Below are 17,560 nucleotides of genomic sequence, written 5' to 3'. Positions count from 1 at the left end.
CTCACCAGCGGCGCCCGTACTGGCAGTTTTAACCATGTCTGTGTTCACCCCCCTGGCTCGGCCCGAGCTGGAAACCTTTCTCGCCCCTTATGGCCTCGGCCGCCTGCTTGATTTCCAGGGGATTGCTGCCGGTAGCGAAAACACCAATTTCTTTATCAGTCTTGAGCAGGGCGAGTTCGTCCTGACTCTGGTCGAGCGCGGTCCGGTCGACGAGATGCCGTTCTTCATTGAACTGCTCGATGTCCTGCATGAGGCCGATTTGCCTGTGCCTTACGCCCTGCGCACCACCGATGGCGTCGCCCTGCGCGAACTGGCCGGCAAACCTGCGCTGCTGCAACCGCGACTCGCCGGCAAGCACATCAAGCAAGCCAACGCGCAGCACTGCACCCAGGTGGGTGAGTTGCTTGCACACCTGCACCTGGCGACCCAGGCCAACATGATCAAGCGTAAAACCGATCGTGGTCTGGACTGGATGCTGGAGGAAGGCACGCAGTTTCTTTCTCATCTGAATGCCGAGCAAAGCGATTTGCTGAAACGGGCGCTGGATGAAATCGCCGAACAGAAGGTGAAAATTCTGGCGCTGCCGCGCGCCAATATCCACGCCGACCTGTTCCGCGACAACGCGATGTTCGAAGGCACGCACCTGACCGGGTTGATCGACTTCTACAACGCCTGCTCGGGGCCGATGCTCTACGACGTGGCGATTGCCTTGAACGACTGGTGTTCGGACGAAGACGGGTTGATCGATGGGCCGCGGGCGCGGGCCTTGCTGGGGGCTTATGCGGCGTTGCGTCCGTTCACGGCGACTGAAGCCGAACTGTGGCCGACGATGCTGCGCGTGGCGTGTGTGCGGTTTTGGTTGTCACGGTTGATTGCGGCGAAGTCATTTGCCGGGCAGGACGTGTTGATTCACGACCCGATGGAGTTTCAGTTGCGGTTGGCGCAGCGGCAGAAGGTCAGCACACCGCTGCCGTTTGCCCTTTAAAAACATCGCGAGCAGGCTCGCTCCCACAGTTGACCGATGTGAACACAGATGTTGTGTCCACTAAAGATCCTGTGGGAGCGAGCCTGCTCGCGATTGAGGCGAAGCCGAACAAAATCTAGAGCGACTCCAGACACCCCGCCAAATCATTCCCCAACTTCTCCAGCACCTGCTCATACCCCTGGGCGGTCGCCGGCGTATACCCGCCCAGCGCATCCAGTTCCGCCAGTTTCACCGGCAGACCCGATACCAGCGTTTCCGCCAGGCGCGGGCGTAAGGGCGGCTCACTGAACACGCATGTCTTGCCCACTTCCTGCAACCGCGCGCGCATCGCCGCGACGTGCTGGGCGCCGGGCTGGACTTCGGCAGCGACGCTAAATACTCCGGTGTGTTTCAGGCCATAGGCGTCTTCGAAGTAGTCGAACGCTTCGTGGAACACGAAGTACGGTTTGTCTGCGATCCCTGCCAGCCGCGCCTTTAGGCGCAGGTCGAGCGCGTCCAGTCGTTCGCCGAACGCCTTGAGGTTGCTCTGATAACGCGCCGCATTTGTCGGGTCGGCAGCACTCAGGTCAACGGCCATTTTTGCAGCAATCACCCGGGCATTCGTCGGTGACAACCACAAATGCGCGTCCAGACTGCCAGGGCGGTGATCGTGGTCATGCTCATCCGCTTCTTCTGCGTGGGAGTGACTGTCTTCAGCGAAGCGACGCAACTTCAGCCCCGGCAAATCCTGTACGGCGACGCTCGGCAGCGCACGACCATTCAGCACGCGCGGCAGGAAACCTTCCATGTCCGGCCCGATCCAGTACAGCAGATCGACCGATTGCACTTTTCGTACGTCGGAAGGGCGCAAGGCATAGCTATGCGGCGAAGTGCCCGGTGGCAGCAACACTTCCGGAACCGCCACGCCATCCTGCACTGCGGCGGCAATCAATTGCAGGGGTTTGATGGTGGTGAGGACTTTGACCTCGGCATGCGCTGAACCTATCAGCAAAAAACTTGCGATAAATGCGACAAAAATAGAAAAAAGTCGGGACACGATGACCACTCGAAGAGGCGAGAACGAGTAACATAATAACGTCTCTCACAAAACTCGTCGCCGCTCATGCCTAAAACACCGATTGCCAGCCGTCCCCACGACCACTCTCATTGCGTGCATAGCGCATTGTCTGAGGCGGATGCCTTGTGCGCACGCCAGGGATTGCGTCTGACCGCGTTGCGCCGGCGAGTGCTGGAGCTGGTGTGGCAAAGCCATAAACCGTTGGGTGCCTACGACATTCTCGCGGTGCTCAGTGAGCAGGACGGCCGTCGCGCCGCGCCGCCGACCGTGTATCGCGCACTGGATTTCCTCCTGGAAAACGTCCTGGTGCACCGAATCTCCTCGCTCAACGCCTTCGTCGGCTGCAATCATCCGGGGCACGCCCACCAGGGGCAGTTCCTGATTTGCCGCGAATGCCACGCCGCCATTGAGCTCGAACAGAAGTCCATCAGTGACTCGATTGTGATGAGTGCCAAGGATGTCGGTTTTGTAGTCGAAGGCCAGACCGTTGAAGTGGTCGGTCTCTGTTCGGGTTGCCAGGGGGTTTGATGAGCAACGCGCTGATCCGTCTCGAGCAGGTTGCTGTCACGTTTGCCGGGCAAAGTGTGCTGGATAACATCGAGCTGAGTGTCGAGCCGGGGCAGATCGTCACCCTGATCGGCCCTAACGGTGCCGGCAAGACCACGCTGGTGCGCGCGGTGCTCGGCCTGTTGAAGCCGACCAGCGGCAGCGTCTGGCGCAAGCCGAAACTGCGCGTGGGTTACATGCCGCAAAAACTTCACGTCGATCCAACGCTGCCGCTGTCGGTGCTGCGCTTTTTGCGGCTGGTGCCGGGCGTGGACCGCGCAATGGCGTTGGCGGCACTCAAGGAGGTCGGCGCCGAACAGGTGATCGACAGCCCGGTGCAAAGTGTTTCCGGCGGTGAAATGCAGCGCGTGCTGCTGGCCCGGGCGCTGCTGCGTGAGCCGGAACTGCTGGTGCTCGACGAGCCGGTGCAAGGCGTCGACGTGGCGGGCCAGGCAGAACTTTACAACCTGATTACGCGACTGCGCGACCGTCACGGTTGCGGCGTGCTGATGGTTTCCCACGACCTGCACCTGGTCATGAGCACCACCGACCAGGTGGTTTGCCTCAACCGCCACGTCTGCTGTTCCGGGCATCCTGAGCAGGTCAGCGGCGATCCGGCATTCGTCGAGCTGTTCGGCAAGAACGCCCAAAGCCTGGCGATTTATCACCACCATCACGACCACGCCCATGATCTGCATGGCTCGGTGGTCACAGCGGCCTCGGCGGCTCAACCCCACGTTCACGGAGATAGCTGCAAGCATGGCTGATTTTCTGCTCTACGCCCTGCTTGCAGGTTTGGCCTTGGCGCTGGTGGCGGGCCCGCTGGGCTCGTTCGTGGTCTGGCGGCGCATGGCCTATTTCGGCGACACCTTGTCCCACGCGGCCTTGCTCGGCGTAGCGCTGGGATTCTTGCTGGATGTCAGCCCGACCGTTGCGGTGACCGTCGGCTGCTTGCTGTTGGCGGTGTTGCTGGTGACGTTGCAACAACGCCAACCGCTGGCGTCTGACACGCTTTTGGGAATTCTCGCGCCCAGCACGCTCTCCCTGGGCCTGGTGGTACTAAGCTTCATGCACGAAGTACGGATCGACCTGATGGCGTATCTGTTCGGCGACTTGCTGGCGATCAGCCCGTCCGATCTGGCCTGGATCCTGGGTGGCAGCGCGGCCGTATTGGCGTTGCTGGTGACGTTGTGGCGGCCAATGCTGGCCATCACGGTGCATGAGGAGTTGGCCAGGGTCGAAGGATTGCCGGTGGCGTCGTTGCGCCTGACCCTGATGCTCTTGATCGCCGTGGTGATTGCTGTCGCGATGAAAATCGTCGGTGTATTGCTGATTACGTCGCTGTTGATCATCCCGGCGGCTGCGGCGCAACGACACGCCCGGTCACCGGAGCAGATGGCACTGGGCGCGAGCCTGTTGGGCATGCTCGCGGTCTGCGGCGGGCTGTCGCTGTCATGGTTCAAGGACACACCGGCGGGCCCCTCGATTGTTGTGACGGCTGCCGCACTGTTTCTGCTGAGTTTTGTCCTGCCCCGTCGAGGGGTGTAGACTTGCTCGTTTTTTGCGCAAATAGAGAGTCGCAGGAATGAAGTTGTTCGCCTCCCGTTATCTGCTCCTTGTCGCATTTTCTTTGCTGCTGGGCGCCTGCCAWAGCACGCCACCGGCGGCCCCAGAGGTCTCTGAGTCCCGGGCTGCGGCCATCACGCAGCTGGAACAAAGCCTCGCCAGCGACGAGTTGGCCACCGCCGAAGATCAATTGGCCGCCTTGCAGGCCCAGTCACCCAACGATCCAACCCTTGAGCAATACCAACGGCAACTGGCCGAGGCGTATCTGCGCCGTAGCCAGATCGTGCTGCAAAAAGGCGATGTGAATGCCGCCGCCACCGCGTTGAGTCGCGCTCGGGCCCTTATGCCGAAAGCCCCGGCGCTGACGGGCGGGGTGAACAATGCCATCGTCACTGCCCGCAAAGCCGAACTGGATAAAGCGGAAGCCGATCTTCAAGCCGCTGAAGCCCAACCCAAGGCGAAGGTTATTGATCCGACGGCCRAAAGCACTACGGTTGCATTGAATATCACGGATATGGCGAAACTTAGACGCCAACTCGATGCCATCGCCGCCGATGTGGTGAATTTTAACTGCGACGTGAGCATTCAGGTGCCGCGCACCGATGATTATCCCTGGCTGGCGACGTTGCTGACCAAGCGGGTGGAGAAACTGGATGCGGATTTTGAACTGAAGCTGGAAAAGCAGATATTGCGCAATGTTCAGGCGCAGATGGTTCTGAGCCCGCGCAAGCCTTAAAAGCATCGCGAGCAGGCTCGCTCCCACAGGGGGTTATGTGATCGACACAAATCCAATGTGGGAGTGAGCCTGCTCGCGATAGCGTCCTAACTACCGATATAAAACCTCAAGCCGGAATCGCCTTGGCCTTGGGCTCCCTATCCCAAACCCGATGCTGCCCGATCGCCGCAAAAAACGGCTTGATCAACTTCGCATCTGCCCCCACGATCAATCCCGCGTCAGCCTCCAGCTTAAGCACATCCAGCAACTGCTTCGCCTCGCCATGCAGTGCAATCGCCTTCAAGTGTTTGTATGCCTCCAACAGGTAATGCAGCGCCACACCATCGCCGCTCAATGCCTTGATCGAAGCCGCGCCACCCGGCACAAACACCGCGTCGAATGCCACTGAAGGTAAACCTTCCATCGAAGCATCCACCGGTAACGTTTTGCCATCGGTGGTTTTCACCGGTGCTGAGGTTGGCCCCAACAATTTGGCGTGCGCGCCTTCCGCCTCCAATGCCTTCTTCATAGCATCAATTGCCGCACCATCGACACCGTTGGCCGCAAGAATTGCCACTTTTCGGGTTTTGATGTTGCCCGGCAGCAAATTGGCCTGGCTCAGGGCTGGCGAGCGGTCCAGAGATGTTTTTGGCACCTCGACGGTCCCGGCTTTCGGCGTGGGCAAGCCAAGATTGACGGCCACACGCGTGGCGAAATCCAGATCGATATTGGCCAGGATCTCGTTCACCTCACGCGCGCGAATCGCCTCACGCTCCACCTTGCCGAGTTCAAAGCTGTAGGCGGAGATGATGTGTTCCTGCTCGTGCTTGCTCATGCTGTGAAAAAACAGCCGCGCCTGAGAGAAATGGTCGCTGAACGATTCGCTGCGCTGGCGGATCTTGTTGGCGTCGATCCGCTCCGGATAACTCTCGAAACCGCCATCCTGTGCGGCGGGCGGGGTTTCTTTCGGCCAACCGCCGTCGATGGAGTTGGGTTCGTAAGCTGCGCGCCCCTTGTCGATGGTGGTGCGGTGCAGTGCATCCCGCTGACCGTTGTGGAACGGCGCCACCGGCCGGTTGATGGGGATCTCATGAAAGTTCGGCCCACCGAGTCGGCTGATCTGCGTATCGGTGTAGGAAAACAGTCGACCTTGCAGCAGTGGATCGTTGGAGAAGTCGATTCCCGGCACGATATGACCAGGGCAGAACGCGACCTGCTCGGTTTCGGCGAAGAAGTTATCCGGGTTGCGGTTGAGCACCATTTTGCCCAAGGGCGTGATGGGCACGATTTCTTCAGGAATCAGCTTGGTGGGGTCGAGGATATCGAAGTCGAAACTGTGCTCGTTTTCTTCTTCGATGATTTGCACGCCCAGTTCCCACTCCGGGTAATCGCCCATCTCGATGGCTTCCCAGAGGTCGCGACGGTGGAAGTCGGTGTCTTTACCGGCAAGCTTCTGCGCCTCATCCCATACCAGCGAGCAAGTGCCGGCGGTGGGGCGCCAGTGGAATTTGACGAAGCGTGATTTGCCTTCGGCGTTGATCAACCGGAACGTATGCACGCCGAAACCCTGCATGCTGCGCAGGCTTTTCGGGATGGCCCGATCAGACATGGTCCAGATCACCATGTGCGCCGATTCGGGCACCAGCGAGACAAAGTCCCAGAACGTGTCGTGAGCCGAGCCGCCCGTAGGGATCTCGTTATGCGGCTCCGGTTTCACTGCGTGTACGAAGTCCGGAAACTTGATCGCGTCCTGAATGAAAAACACCGGCATGTTGTTGCCCACCAGATCGAAGTTGCCTTCGTCGGTGAAGAACTTCACGGCGAAACCTCGCACGTCCCGCACGGTATCGCCTGACCCGCGTGGTCCCTGCACCGTGGAAAATCGCGTGAATACCGGAGTCTTCCTGCCCGGATCCTGTAGGAAACCGGCCTTGGTCAGCGTGGAATGGTTTTCGTAAGTCTGGAAATAGCCATGCGCCCCGGTCCCGCGAGCGTGGACGATGCGCTCGGGAATGCGTTCATGGTCAAAGTGCGTGATTTTCTCACGCATGATGAAATCTTCCAGCAACGAAGGCCCGCGGGCGCCGACCTTCAAGGTGTTCTGATTGTCCGAAACCTTCACGCCCTGATTGGTGCGCAGGGCCTGTTCGGTGGCGTCGGAGCGAAATTTTTCCAGGCTGTCGAGCTTGGTATTGGTGTTGCCGCGGTCCAGGGTGTCGGTACCGGCCAGTGCGCTTTGGGTGGGGGYAGGCTTCTTGTTACTCATCAGTCTAAACTCCTCGTTGCGATTCCCGCCGTAGCCAGGATTCTTGTGCATTCCCCAGGCACGGCACCGGGGGCGTAGTCGAGTTGCCTTATTAGTGACTGATGGGGTTTTTAGCCGTTCCTTTTTTATGACCTTTGATCGCGTTATTGCCAAATCAAAGGTTGAATGCGGAATAAATGCTAATAACCTCTATACGGACAGGCTAAAATGCGCGCCCGGCTAACCGCTGATCCTTTTCTAACGCGCCCCACAAGGTTCGCTACGTGATCGAGTTTCAAAACGTCCACAAAACCTACCGCGTCGCCGGTAAGGATATTCCCGCCCTGCATCCGACCAGTCTGACGATTGAGAACGGCCAGGTCTTTGGCCTGATCGGTCATTCCGGTGCAGGAAAAAGTACCCTGCTGCGTCTGATCAATCGCCTGGAGAACTCCAGCGGCGGCAAGATCTTCGTCGACGGCGAAGAAGTGACTGCGCTGGATGCCAACGGCCTGCGGCGCTTCCGTCAGCAAGTCGGGATGATTTTCCAGCACTTCAACCTGCTGGCGTCCAAGACAGTTGCCGACAACGTTGCGTTGCCGCTGACCCTGGCGGGCGAACTGTCGCGCAGCGAGATCGACCTGCGCGTGGCCGAATTGCTGGCGCGGGTGGGTTTGTCCGACCACGCCAAGAAGTACCCGGCACAGTTATCCGGTGGCCAGAAGCAGCGCGTCGGCATTGCCCGCGCCTTGGCGACCAAGCCGAAAATCCTGCTGTGCGACGAAGCCACCAGCGCTCTGGACCCGCAGACCACTGCGTCGGTTCTGCAATTGCTGGCCGAGATCAACCGCGAGCTGAAGCTGACTATCGTCCTGATCACCCACGAGATGGACGTGATCCGCCGCGTTTGCGACCAGGTGGCGGTGATGGACGCCGGTGTGATCGTCGAATTAGGTTCGGTGGCCCAGGTGTTCCTGCATCCGAAACACCCGACCACCAAGCGCTTTGTGCAAGAAGACGAGCAGATCGACGAAAGCGAGCAGCGCGACGACTTCGCTCATGTGCCGGGCCGTATCGTGCGTCTGACCTTCCAGGGTGACGCGACCTACGCGCCGTTGCTGGGCACTGTCGCCCGGGAAACCGGTGTGGACTACAGCATCCTGGCCGGTCGCATCGACCGCATCAAAGACATCCCCTACGGGCAATTGACCCTGGCCGTCACCGGTGGCGACATGGACGCGGCGTTTGCCCGTTTCACCGCGGCTGACGTCCACATGGAGGTGCTGCGCTAATGGAAGCCCTGACTGCTTTCTTCGCCAATATCGACTGGTTCGAAATCTGGCTGGCCACCGGCGACACGTTGCTGATGCTCGGCGGTTCGTTGTTGTTCACCGTGTTGCTCGGCTTGCCTCTGGGCGTGCTGTTGTTCCTGTGCAGCCCGCGTCAGTTGCTGGAAGCCAAAGGCGTCTACGCGATGCTGTCGCTGGTGGTGAACATCCTGCGTTCGCTGCCCTTCATCATCCTGCTGATCGTGATGATTCCGTTCACCGTGCTGATCACTGGTACGTCGCTGGGTGTCGCCGGTGCGATTCCGCCACTGGTGGTGGGCGCCACGCCGTTCTTCGCGCGACTGGTGGAAACCGCGCTGCGTGAAGTGGATCGCGGCATCATCGAAGCCACCCAGGCCATGGGCGCGACGACGCGGCAGATCATCACCAATGCCTTGCTGCCAGAGGCTCGTCCGGGCATTTACGCGGCGATTACGGTGACGGCGATTACACTGGTGTCCTACACGGCGATGGCCGGTGTGGTCGGCGCTGGCGGTCTGGGCGACCTGGCGATCCGGTTCGGATACCAGCGTTTCCAGACAGATGTGATGGTGGTGACGGTGGTGTTGCTGCTGGTGCTGGTTCAAGTGCTGCAAACCGTTGGCGATAAATTGGTTGTCCATTTTTCCCGTAAGTAAGACATGAGCCGGCCATTCGCTGGCAGGCGCCAAACGGGCGCCTCATATGGAGTTAGCTGAATGAAGAAACTACTCGTCGCGTTCGCTGCTGTTGCAGCCTTTTCCGCCCACGCCGACACCCTGACTGTCGCGGCCACCCCGGTTCCGCACGCAGAAATCCTCGAATTCGTGAAACCGGCTCTGGCCAAAGAAGGTGTGGACCTGAAGGTCAAAGTTTTCACCGACTACATTCAGCCGAACGTGCAGGTGGCGGAAAAACGTCTGGACGCCAACTTCTTCCAGCACCAGCCGTACCTCGATGAGTTTAACAAGGCCAAGGGCACCAACCTGGTCGCCGTGGCCGGTGTGCACCTGGAACCGCTGGGCGCTTACTCCAGCAAGTACAAGGCTCTGACCGAGTTGCCGGGCGGCGCCAATGTGGTGATCCCGAACGACGCCACCAACGGCGGCCGTGCGCTGTTGCTGCTGGCCAAGGCTGGCCTGATCAAGTTGAAGGATTCGAACAACATCCTGTCGACCGTGAAGGACATCACCGAGAACTCCAAGGACCTGAAATTCCGTGAACTGGAAGCCGCGACGATCCCGCGCGTGCTGACTCAGGTCGACCTGGCGCTGATCAACACCAACTACGCGCTGGAAGCCAAGCTTGATCCGGCCAAGGATGCATTGGTCATCGAAGGCAACGACTCGCCTTACGTGAACATCCTCGTGGCCCGTCCGGACGAGAAGGACAGCGAAGCGATGAAGAAACTGGTTGCTGCGCTGCACAGCCCGGAGGTCAAAGCCTTCATCCTCGAGAAGTACAAAGGCGCGGTATTGCCGGCGTTCTGAAATTGAAGGGGGCGCAGAGCGTCCCTGGCTGCATTACCACGCAGAGCGTGGGAACGATTGGGGCGCATTGAATGCGCCCCATTTTTTTATGCCTGAAACACCGACCCCTGTAGGAGCCTGGCTTGCCGGCGATGGCGTCCCTGAGATCGCCATCGCCGGCAAGCCRGGCTCCTACAGGGTTTATGTCGCTTATTTGCGGTTCAACATCACCGGCAACTGCGCCACCAACTTCGCATTGTTCAACGGCGCCCGAATAAACCCGCGCTGCGTGCCGTCCGGCCCGATCACCGCCAGGTTGCCGCTGTGATCCACCGTGTAATTGGCCTTGCTGGTGTCCGCCGGAATAAAGGGAATACTCACCGCGTTGGCCAGCGTCTGAATGTCATCAACCGAGGAAGCGGTCAGGCCTTTGAACTGCGGATCGAAGTAGCCCAGGTACTGCTTGAGTTGCTTCGGGGTATCGCGGTTCGGGTCGATGCTGACCAGGATGACCTGCAACTTGGCCGCCGCTTCCGGTGGCAGTTCGCTCTTGATCTGACGCAGTTGGGCGAGGGTGGTCGGGCAGATGTCCGGGCAGAAGGTGTAGCCGAAGAACAGCAAGCTCCACTTGTCCTTCAGCTGATTGACCGTCACCGGGTTGCCGTCCTGATCGGTCATCTTCACGTCCGGCAGGTTGCGGCTTTGCGGCAGCAAGATGATGCCTGCGTCGATCAGTGCCGTCGGGTCGCCCTGGCCTTTACCGGACAGCACTTTGTTGATGGTCAGGCCCAGGACCAGTGCGATCAGGGCGACAAGAATGAAAACAGTTTTCTGGGTTCGAGTCATAGGTTCAACAATAAGTAGTGGTCTACGAGCAGCGCGATAAACAGCAGGAACAAGTAATAAATAGAGTACTTGAACGTGTTGATCGCCGCGTGCGGCCGAGTGCCACGGTACAGCACCACGGCCCATTGCAGAAACCTTGCGCCCAGCCCCAGCGCGCAAATCAGGTAGAGCATGCCGCTCATGTGGATCACGTAGGGCATCAGGCTGACGGCCAGCAACGCGAAGGTATAAAGCAGGATGTGGACCTTGGTGTAGTGCTCGCCATGGGTCACCGGCAGCATCGGGATGTCAGCCTTGGCGTATTCCTCTTTGCGGTGGATCGCCAGGGCCCAGAAGTGTGGCGGGGTCCAGGCGAAGATGATCAGCACCAGCAGCAGCGGTTCGGCGCTGACGTGGCCGGTGGCGGCGGTCCAGCCGAGCAGCGGCGGGGCGGCACCAGCCAGGCCGCCGATGACGATGTTCTGCGGAGTCGCGCGTTTCAGGAAACCGGTGTAGACCACCGCGTATCCAAGCAGCGAAGCCAGGGTCAGCCACGCGGTCAGCGCATTGGTGAAAGCGAGCAGTACGGCCTGGCCCAGCACCGCCAACACCAAGGCAAACGTCAGCGCCGCCGCCGGTGATACCCGGCCTTCGGCCAACGGACGTTTGTGCGTGCGAGCCATGACCGCATCAATGCGCCGGTCCACCACATGGTTGACCGCCGCCGCTCCGCCGGCACACAAAGCAATCCCCAGATTGCCGAACACCAGCACTGTCCACGGCACCCCGGCGCGAGTCGCCAGGAACATGCCGACCAGCGAGGTGATGAGCATCAGCACCACCACTTTCGGCTTGGTCAGCTCCAGATAGTCACGCCAGATTGCCTGACTGTGACGTTCGCCGATCAGCGTCGCCATGGCATCTCTCCTTTTATTGTTATGGGCCCGGCCGAGTGTTTACGCGGGCTGAAGCGCCAGCGTGCAGGGGATTGCTGTTTGACCCGAACCAGACTGGTTCGCGCGTGATAATTGACCAGCACCATTGTCAGCAACAGTGCCGCGCCGCCCGCGTTGTGAGCGACGGCCACTGGCAGCGGCAGGTGGAACATCACGTTGCTGATACCGAGGGTGATTTGGGCGGCGAGCGCGATCAGCACCAGCCCCGCAAGGCGTGTCATGCCGACGACTTTCAGTTGCCAGGCCAGCCCGAGCAATACGAGCGTGACCAGCAGCGCGCCGATACGGTGAGTCAGATGAATGGCGGTGCGAGCATCGCTGTCCAGTTGCCCGCCGAGATAATTGGGGCCGATGTGTTGGGTCAGGTGAAAGCCGTTGGCGAAATCAGCCGGTGGCAGCCATTGACCGTGGCAGGTGGGGAAGTCGATGCAGGCCACCGCTGCGTAGTTGGAGCTGACCCAGCCACCCAAGGCAATTTGCAGGATCACCAGCAGCAACCCGGCGGTCGCCCAGTACTGCAAACGCCGTGGCACGGTCAGCGCCGGCATCACGCCGGACAATCGCAACGACAGCAAAAACAGCAGGCTCAATGTCGCAAAACCACCGAGTAAATGCCCGGTGACCACTTGCGGCCAAAGCTTGAGCGTCACCGTCCACATGCCGAACGCGGCTTGGGCGAACACCACGGCCAGCAGGAACAACGGCAACTTCACCGGTTGCCCCGGATGGCGGCGATGAACCCAGGCGCGACCTGCCAGCACCGAGATCAACAGCCCCAGCGTGCCGGCGAAGTAGCGGTGAACCATCTCGTTCCAGCCCTTGTGGGCTTCCACCGGTGCGTCAGGAAAATGCAGTTCGGCATGGGCCAGTTGGGCTTCGCTTTTCGGCACGCTGATAAAACCGTAGCAACCTGGCCAGTCCGGGCAGCCGAGGCCGGCGTGGGTCAGGCGGGTGTAGGCGCCAAGTAGCACCACAATCAGTGCCAGCAAGGTGGCAAACAGCGCGAGGCGAAATCCAGGTTTGGCCATGACGATGCCCTTATCCGATGTTCGACAGTTTCAGCAGATGGCGCAGGTCGTTGAGCAGATCCTTTCCCTTCACCGTCGGGTCGTAGCGCAGCACCAGATTTCCGTGAGGGTCGATGATCCACAGTTGCGGCACAGTTTTGTCGCCAGTCGTCTTGCTGAAGGTGGTCAGGTCCATTGGGTAGCGTTGCAATTGAGGATACTCGCGCGTCAGCTTGGCGTCGTACTCACTGCTCAGCGGTTGTGCCGCGGCCAAGGCATGACTGGCGCGCCCGGCATCACGGCCAAGGCCGATCTGGATCTGCCGCGCCAGGTACACCAGTTGCTGACAATCCACCGAGCATTCTTTCGGTGCGGTCACCAGCAGCTGCCAGCGATCCTCTTGTGCCTGCACGCCGAGGTCGGCGCGGGTCTGGCCGTTGCCGATCAGTTCGCCGTGAAAGCTGCGACCTTCCGGTACCCAGAACTGCAATTTGTACATGCCGGTGGCGAGGATCATCGGACCGATCACCCCGAACAGGATCAGCAGTAACTGCAAGCGACCTTTGCGCCGACTCGCCGACGTTTTCGCCTCAGACATGCTGGGTGGATTCATGGCCGCTCCCATGGTGTTTCTCCTTTGCGTTGTGCCAGCCGAGATAGAGATAGAGGCCGAACAGGGCAATCGACATGGCGAACCACTGCACGGCATAAGCGATGTGTTTTTCCGGGCCTGTGGCGACTACGGGCCAATCGGCCTGATAGGACGCCGGGCCGGTTTCTTCACGTAATTCGTAGGCAAACCCTTCACGATCCAGCGTTGTCCACAGTTTGGCCGGTTCAATGGCGGTCACCAGTTGTGGCCATGTGGTGGTATTCGGATCGGCGTGCAGTTGGAAGGTGGTGCCGGGGGAGACGTAGACCCAGGCAACGAGACTCAGGGCCTGAGTCGGTGTAGTGAACTGCGGCGGGGTACGTCGGTCCGGCCACGGCAACCAGCCACGATTGACCAGCAGCCAGAGCCCGGTCGCTTGATCCTGAAACGGTTGCAGCAGTTCGACGCCAACCTTGCCGTCGCGCTGACGGTTATCCAGCAACAGGCTGTGTCCGGCATCGAACTGGCCGTGCAGACGAACCCGGCGGAAGGCCGGATCCTCGGTGTGTTGCAGTTCGGTACTGGCCATTGGTTCGGCGGCACGGCGCTCGGTGTAGCTTTGCAGCAGCGCGCTTTTCTCCGCGCCCCGGCTCAGTTGCCAGAACCCGAGCGACACCAGCAACGGCAGCAATAGCGCGACCACAAGTGTCGGCACGATGCCCGGCCGGAAACGCTTCATGGCGTGGCCAAAAAGTCGGCAGTCGCGATAGCTATACTCAAGTGCATCGCCTTTCCCCCGGAGTCTCACCATGCTCAAAGCAGCCATCGTCCTGATGCTGATTGCCACGGTTGTCAGCCTGTTCAGCGGCCTGTTTTTTCTGGTCAAGGACGACAGCAGTTCGAACCGCCTCGTCATTGCCTTGAGTGTTCGTGTTGCACTGGCCGCCGCCACCGTCGGCTTGATTGCCTGGGGTTTCTTCAGCGGCCAGTTGGTGTCCCACGTTCCGTGGTAGCTACAAGCTCAAGCTTGAAGCTTGAAGCTTGAAGCTTGAAGCTTGAAGCTTGAAGCTTTAGAGCACATAGACGAAAACGAACAATCCGATCCACACCACATCCACGAAGTGCCAGTACCAAGTCGCCGCCTCGAAGCCGAACTGGTGCTCGTTATCGAAGTGCCCGCGCATGATCCGCATCAACATCACAAACAGGATGATCGTGCCCATGGTCACGTGGGCGCCGTGGAAACCGGTGAGCATGAAGAACGTCGCGCCGTAGATGCCGGAACCGAGGGTCAGGCCCAGTTCACGGTAGGCGTGCATGTATTCTTCAGCCTGGAAGAAAAGGAATGCGCAGCCCAGCAATACGGTGAGCGCCAGCCAGAGTTTAAGTGCGCCGCGATGGCCTTTTTTCAGCGCGTGGTGAGCGATGGTCACGGTCACGCTGGAGCTTACCAACAGCACGGTGTTGAGCAGCGGCAAACCCCACGGGCTGATGACTTCCTTGGGCGGTGGAAAGAGCTTCGAGTCAGGGTTGTTCAGCAGTGGCCAGGTCCATTCGAAGTTCGGCCACAGCATGTGCGCCATGCCCTTGGCGCCTTCGCCGCCGAGGGCCGGGCCAGAGACATGGCGTACATAAAACAGCGCACCGAAGAAAGCGATGAAGAACATCACTTCCGAGAAAATGAACCAGCTCATGCCCCAGCGGAACGAGCGGTCCATCTGTGCGCTGTACAACCCGCTGCGACTTTCCTTGATCACCGTACCGAACCAGCCGAACAGCATGTAGGCCACCAACAGTCCGCCGACGAAGAAGATCAGCGGGCCGTGGGATTCCGGCCGCGCGGCTTTCAGGTCATTGAACCAGGTGGCCAGGCCGAACACGGTGGTGAGCATGCCGAGTGTGGCGATGATCGGCCATTTACTCTGGGCCGGTACGTAATAGTGTTCATGAGTTGCCATTTATTGTTCTCCTTATCGGGCACGCTCAGCCGCCAGTGTTTACTGCTACCGGTGGATGTCGGGCGGTGATATCGAACAGCGTGTAGGACAGCGTCAGGTGCTTCACATCCTTGGGCATATCACGGTCAACAATGAAACGTACCGGCATCTCGATCCGTTGCCCGGGCTGCAGCACTTGCTGGGTAAAGCAAAAACATTCGGTCTTGTGGAAGTACGCCGCGGCTGCGCTGGGCGCGATGCTCGGCACGGCCTGGGCGCTCATCGGGCGATCGGTCGGGTTGTGCGCGATGAAAATCATCTCGTTCACGGCCCCCGGATTGGCGCTCAACTCGTCACTTTTGGGATAGAAATCCCAGGGCATATCAGCGGTGTTGGTCGACAGGAACTGCACGCGCACTTGCCGCGAAGTGTCGACCGTTTGTTCGCCTTCGTACTGCCCGGCGGTTTTGCCGTTGATGCCGAACGCCTTGCACATCACGTCGTAGATCGGCACCAGGGCAAACCCGAAGACAAACATCGCCACCACCACCAGCAGCAGGCGGGTGACCAGTTTCTTCATCGAAATCGAGTCAGCCATGATTTCCAACCTCCACCATTAACCCTGTGGGAGCGAGCCTGCTCGCGATAGCGGTGTATCTGGCACTCCGCGTCGCCTGAATCGCGAGCAGGCTCACTCCTACAAAGGTCAGGGTGTTCATTTCACTTCCGGCGGCGTGGTGAAGGTGTGATACGGCGCCGGTGACGGAATACTCCACTCCAGGCCTTCAGCCCCATCCCACGGTTTGGCCGGTGCAGGTGGACCGCCGCGAATGGTCTTGATCACGATGAACAGGAAGAAGATCTGCGTGGCACCGAACATGAACGCGCCAATCGAGGAGACCATGTTGAAGTCGGCGAATTGCAGGTTGTAGTCCGGAATCCGCCGTGGCATGCCCGCCAGACCCACGAAGTGCATCGGGAAGAACGCCATGTTCATGCCGATGAACGAGAGCCAGAAGTGCAGCTTGCCGAGGGTTTCGTCGTACATGTGGCCGGTCCATTTCGGCATCCAGTAATAGGCCGAGGCGAAGATCCCGAAGATCGCCCCTGGTACCAGTACATAGTGGAAGTGCGCGACCACGAAGTAGGTGTCCTGGTACTGGAAGTCCGCCGGGGCGATGGCCAGCATCAATCCGGAGAAACCGCCGATGGAGAACAGGATCACGAACGCCACCGCAAACAGCATCGGTGTCTCGAAGGTCAGCGAGCCTTGCCACATGGTGCTGGCCCAGTTGAAGACCTTCACCCCGGTTGGCACCGCGATCAGCAGCGTCGCGTACATGAAGAACAGCTCGCCCACCAGTGGAATGCCGACCACAAACATGTGGTGCGCCCAGACGATGAACGACAGGAACGCGATACTCGCCGTCGCATACACCATCGAGGTGTAGCCGAAGAGCGGYTTACGCGARAAGGTCGGAATGATCGAGCTKACGGCGCCGAAGGCCGGCAGGATCATGATGTACACCTCGGGGTGACCGAAGAACCAGAACACGTGCTGGAACAGTACCGGGTCACCGCCACCGGCGGCACTGAAGAAGCTGGTGCCGAAGTGGATGTCCATCAGCATCATCGTTACGCACCCGGCCAGTACCGGCATCACCGCGATCAGCAGGAATGCGGTGATCAACCAGGTCCAGACGAACAGCGGCATTTTCATCAACGTCATGCCGGGGGCGCGCAAGTTGAGGATGGTTGCGATCACGTTGATCGCGCCCATGATCGAACTGATCCCCATCAAGTGGATAGCGAAGATGAAGAAGGTCACGCTTTCCGGTGCGTAGGTCGTCGACAGCGGGGCGTAGAACGTCCAGCCGAAGTTCGGACCACCACCGGGGCTGAACAGAGTCGATACCAACAGGAGGAACGCCGCCGGCAGCAGCCAGAAGCTGAAGTTGTTCATCCGTGGCAACGCCATGTCCGGCGCACCGATCATCAACGGAATCATCCAGTTGGCGAGGCCGACGAAGGCCGGCATCACCGCACCGAACACCATCACCAGACCGTGCATGGTGGTCATCTGGTTGAAGAATTCCGGCTGGACGATTTGCAGCCCCGGCTGGAACAGTTCGGCACGAATCACCATCGCGAACGAGCCCCCCAGCAAGAACATGGAGAACGCAAACCACAGGTACAGCGTGCCGATGTCTTTGTGGTTGGTGGTCAGCACCCAGCGCATCAGGCCTTTGGCGGGGCCGTGGGCGTGCTCGGTGGCGGTATGAACATGTTCATCGATGACAACCGTCATGTCCTGTCTCCTGCAAACAGATGGGCTGGGCAGGCCGGGGTGTGC

The 17,560-nt window shown here is 59.9% G+C and carries 19 protein-coding genes; 9 read left to right on the top strand and 10 right to left on the bottom strand.

All coding sequences use genetic code 11. The features are described 5' to 3' along the window. Nucleotides 1-34: 34 nt before the first annotated feature. Nucleotides 35-985, top strand: coding sequence for a homoserine kinase (locus tag AC1DSG_RS02945; protein ID WP_477789510.1), 951 nt, complete (start codon nucleotides 35-37; stop codon nucleotides 983-985). A gap of 115 nt (nucleotides 986-1,100) precedes the next feature. Here AC1DSG_RS02945 and AC1DSG_RS02940 read toward each other — a convergent pair whose 3' ends face one another. Next, the gene (locus tag AC1DSG_RS02940; RefSeq protein ID WP_477789509.1) at nucleotides 1,101-2,021 is read right to left on the bottom strand and encodes a zinc ABC transporter substrate-binding protein; all 921 of its coding nucleotides are present in this window, start codon (nucleotides 2,019-2,021) and stop codon (nucleotides 1,101-1,103) included. Nucleotides 2,022-2,087: 66 nt separating this feature from the next. On the opposite strand from AC1DSG_RS02940, the gene zur reads away from it, so the two are divergent. From zur to AC1DSG_RS02920, 4 genes are read left to right on the top strand one after another with little or no spacing between them, the layout of a single operon-like run. Beyond that, on the top strand, nucleotides 2,088-2,570 hold the full coding sequence (gene zur, locus AC1DSG_RS02935) for a zinc uptake transcriptional repressor Zur (RefSeq protein ID WP_477789508.1): 483 nt from the start codon (nucleotides 2,088-2,090) through the stop codon (nucleotides 2,568-2,570). Further along, nucleotides 2,570-3,355: a zinc ABC transporter ATP-binding protein ZnuC gene (znuC, locus tag AC1DSG_RS02930; protein ID WP_310333288.1), complete on the top strand. Its 786-nt coding sequence runs from the start codon at nucleotides 2,570-2,572 to the stop codon at nucleotides 3,353-3,355. Before zur ends, znuC begins: the two co-directional genes overlap by 1 nt. Beyond that, on the top strand, nucleotides 3,348-4,136 hold the full coding sequence (gene znuB, locus AC1DSG_RS02925; RefSeq protein ID WP_477789507.1) for a zinc ABC transporter permease subunit ZnuB: 789 nt from the start codon (nucleotides 3,348-3,350) through the stop codon (nucleotides 4,134-4,136). Before znuC ends, znuB begins: the two co-directional genes overlap by 8 nt. Nucleotides 4,137-4,173: 37 nt before the next feature. Beyond that, on the top strand, nucleotides 4,174-4,890 hold the full coding sequence (locus AC1DSG_RS02920; RefSeq protein ID WP_477789506.1) for a PA5502 family lipoprotein: 717 nt from the start codon (nucleotides 4,174-4,176) through the stop codon (nucleotides 4,888-4,890). A gap of 106 nt (nucleotides 4,891-4,996) precedes the next feature. Here AC1DSG_RS02920 and katE read toward each other — a convergent pair whose 3' ends face one another. Further along, nucleotides 4,997-7,186, bottom strand: a complete 2,190-nt coding sequence (gene katE / locus AC1DSG_RS02915; protein WP_477789505.1) for a catalase HPII — start codon at nucleotides 7,184-7,186, stop codon at nucleotides 4,997-4,999. A 212-nt stretch (nucleotides 7,187-7,398) separates the two neighbouring features. Here katE and AC1DSG_RS02910 point away from each other — a divergent pair, with 212 nt between their 5' ends. Genes AC1DSG_RS02910 through AC1DSG_RS02900 form a run of 3 tightly spaced genes read left to right on the top strand, consistent with a single transcriptional unit; the run spans nucleotide 7,399 to nucleotide 9,911 of the window. Continuing rightward, nucleotides 7,399-8,406, top strand: a complete 1,008-nt coding sequence (locus AC1DSG_RS02910) for a methionine ABC transporter ATP-binding protein (RefSeq protein WP_477789504.1) — start codon at nucleotides 7,399-7,401, stop codon at nucleotides 8,404-8,406. Beyond that, nucleotides 8,406-9,080: a methionine ABC transporter permease gene (locus AC1DSG_RS02905; protein WP_477789503.1), complete on the top strand. Its 675-nt coding sequence runs from the start codon at nucleotides 8,406-8,408 to the stop codon at nucleotides 9,078-9,080. The genes AC1DSG_RS02910 and AC1DSG_RS02905 overlap by 1 nt, the downstream gene beginning before the upstream one ends. Before the next feature lie 60 nt (nucleotides 9,081-9,140). Then, a complete protein-coding gene (locus tag AC1DSG_RS02900) occupies nucleotides 9,141-9,911 on the top strand; it encodes a MetQ/NlpA family ABC transporter substrate-binding protein (protein WP_477789502.1) in 771 nt (256 codons plus the stop codon). Nucleotides 9,912-10,100: 189 nt separating this feature from the next. Here the strand turns inward: AC1DSG_RS02900 and AC1DSG_RS02895 are convergent, their stop codons facing one another. Genes AC1DSG_RS02895 through AC1DSG_RS02875 form a run of 5 tightly spaced genes read right to left on the bottom strand, consistent with a single transcriptional unit; the run spans nucleotide 10,101 to nucleotide 14,009 of the window. After that, complete coding sequence (locus tag AC1DSG_RS02895; RefSeq protein WP_477789501.1) at nucleotides 10,101-10,736, bottom strand: SCO family protein; 636 nt, start codon at nucleotides 10,734-10,736, stop codon at nucleotides 10,101-10,103. Next, nucleotides 10,733-11,632 carry a heme o synthase gene (gene cyoE, locus AC1DSG_RS02890; protein WP_059181881.1) on the bottom strand — a complete coding sequence of 300 codons (900 nt, stop codon included), beginning with the start codon at nucleotides 11,630-11,632 and terminating at the stop codon, nucleotides 10,733-10,735. The genes AC1DSG_RS02895 and cyoE overlap by 4 nt, the downstream gene beginning before the upstream one ends. Beyond that, nucleotides 11,620-12,699 (bottom strand): COX15/CtaA family protein, encoded by a 1,080-nt coding sequence (locus tag AC1DSG_RS02885; protein ID WP_477789500.1) that lies wholly within the window; start codon nucleotides 12,697-12,699, stop codon nucleotides 11,620-11,622. Before AC1DSG_RS02885 ends, cyoE begins: the two co-directional genes overlap by 13 nt. Before the next feature lie 10 nt (nucleotides 12,700-12,709). Next, complete coding sequence (locus AC1DSG_RS02880; protein WP_477789499.1) at nucleotides 12,710-13,303, bottom strand: hypothetical protein; 594 nt, start codon at nucleotides 13,301-13,303, stop codon at nucleotides 12,710-12,712. Continuing rightward, a complete protein-coding gene (locus tag AC1DSG_RS02875; RefSeq protein ID WP_477789498.1) occupies nucleotides 13,269-14,009 on the bottom strand; it encodes an SURF1 family protein in 741 nt (246 codons plus the stop codon). Before AC1DSG_RS02875 ends, AC1DSG_RS02880 begins: the two co-directional genes overlap by 35 nt. Nucleotides 14,010-14,079: 70 nt before the next feature. On the opposite strand from AC1DSG_RS02875, the gene AC1DSG_RS02870 reads away from it, so the two are divergent. After that, nucleotides 14,080-14,283, top strand: coding sequence for a twin transmembrane helix small protein (locus AC1DSG_RS02870; RefSeq protein WP_007940724.1), 204 nt, complete (start codon nucleotides 14,080-14,082; stop codon nucleotides 14,281-14,283). A 57-nt stretch (nucleotides 14,284-14,340) separates the two neighbouring features. On the opposite strand, the gene AC1DSG_RS02865 is transcribed toward AC1DSG_RS02870, so the two are convergent. The 3 genes from AC1DSG_RS02865 to ctaD all read right to left on the bottom strand — a co-directional run bounded on the left by AC1DSG_RS02865 (nucleotide 14,341) and on the right by ctaD (nucleotide 17,515). Beyond that, a complete protein-coding gene (locus tag AC1DSG_RS02865; protein WP_477789497.1) occupies nucleotides 14,341-15,228 on the bottom strand; it encodes a cytochrome c oxidase subunit 3 in 888 nt (295 codons plus the stop codon). Between the two features lie 25 nt (nucleotides 15,229-15,253). Next, nucleotides 15,254-15,805, bottom strand: coding sequence for a cytochrome c oxidase assembly protein (locus AC1DSG_RS02860; protein WP_477789496.1), 552 nt, complete (start codon nucleotides 15,803-15,805; stop codon nucleotides 15,254-15,256). A gap of 117 nt (nucleotides 15,806-15,922) precedes the next feature. After that, the gene (gene ctaD, locus AC1DSG_RS02855) at nucleotides 15,923-17,515 is read right to left on the bottom strand and encodes a cytochrome c oxidase subunit I (protein ID WP_477789495.1); all 1,593 of its coding nucleotides are present in this window, start codon (nucleotides 17,513-17,515) and stop codon (nucleotides 15,923-15,925) included. Nucleotides 17,516-17,560: the final 45 nt, after the last annotated feature.

Source organism: Pseudomonas sp. P5_A12, assembly GCF_056400685.1.
This window is presented reverse-complemented; position numbering and strand designations above follow the sequence as displayed.

What these genes read in the sequence shown, in the direction of transcription:
- cyoE (WP_059181881.1), bottom strand. Translation starts at nt 11,632, where the DNA reads ATGGCGACGCTGATCGGCGAACGTCACAGTCAGGCAATCTGGCGTGAC.
- znuC (WP_310333288.1), top strand. Translation starts at nt 2,570, where the DNA reads ATGAGCAACGCGCTGATCCGTCTCGAGCAGGTTGCTGTCACGTTTGCC.
- AC1DSG_RS02895 (WP_477789501.1), bottom strand. Translation starts at nt 10,736, where the DNA reads ATGACTCGAACCCAGAAAACTGTTTTCATTCTTGTCGCCCTGATCGCA.
- AC1DSG_RS02860 (WP_477789496.1), bottom strand. Translation starts at nt 15,805, where the DNA reads ATGGCTGACTCGATTTCGATGAAGAAACTGGTCACCCGCCTGCTGCTG.
- AC1DSG_RS02875 (WP_477789498.1), bottom strand. Translation starts at nt 14,009, where the DNA reads ATGAAGCGTTTCCGGCCGGGCATCGTGCCGACACTTGTGGTCGCGCTA.
- AC1DSG_RS02885 (WP_477789500.1), bottom strand. Translation starts at nt 12,699, where the DNA reads ATGGCCAAACCTGGATTTCGCCTCGCGCTGTTTGCCACCTTGCTGGCA.
- AC1DSG_RS02900 (WP_477789502.1), top strand. Translation starts at nt 9,141, where the DNA reads ATGAAGAAACTACTCGTCGCGTTCGCTGCTGTTGCAGCCTTTTCCGCC.
- zur (WP_477789508.1), top strand. Translation starts at nt 2,088, where the DNA reads ATGCCTAAAACACCGATTGCCAGCCGTCCCCACGACCACTCTCATTGC.
- AC1DSG_RS02865 (WP_477789497.1), bottom strand. Translation starts at nt 15,228, where the DNA reads ATGGCAACTCATGAACACTATTACGTACCGGCCCAGAGTAAATGGCCG.
- znuB (WP_477789507.1), top strand. Translation starts at nt 3,348, where the DNA reads ATGGCTGATTTTCTGCTCTACGCCCTGCTTGCAGGTTTGGCCTTGGCG.
- AC1DSG_RS02945 (WP_477789510.1), top strand. Translation starts at nt 35, where the DNA reads ATGTCTGTGTTCACCCCCCTGGCTCGGCCCGAGCTGGAAACCTTTCTC.
- AC1DSG_RS02870 (WP_007940724.1), top strand. Translation starts at nt 14,080, where the DNA reads ATGCTCAAAGCAGCCATCGTCCTGATGCTGATTGCCACGGTTGTCAGC.
- AC1DSG_RS02880 (WP_477789499.1), bottom strand. Translation starts at nt 13,303, where the DNA reads ATGGGAGCGGCCATGAATCCACCCAGCATGTCTGAGGCGAAAACGTCG.
- AC1DSG_RS02905 (WP_477789503.1), top strand. Translation starts at nt 8,406, where the DNA reads ATGGAAGCCCTGACTGCTTTCTTCGCCAATATCGACTGGTTCGAAATC.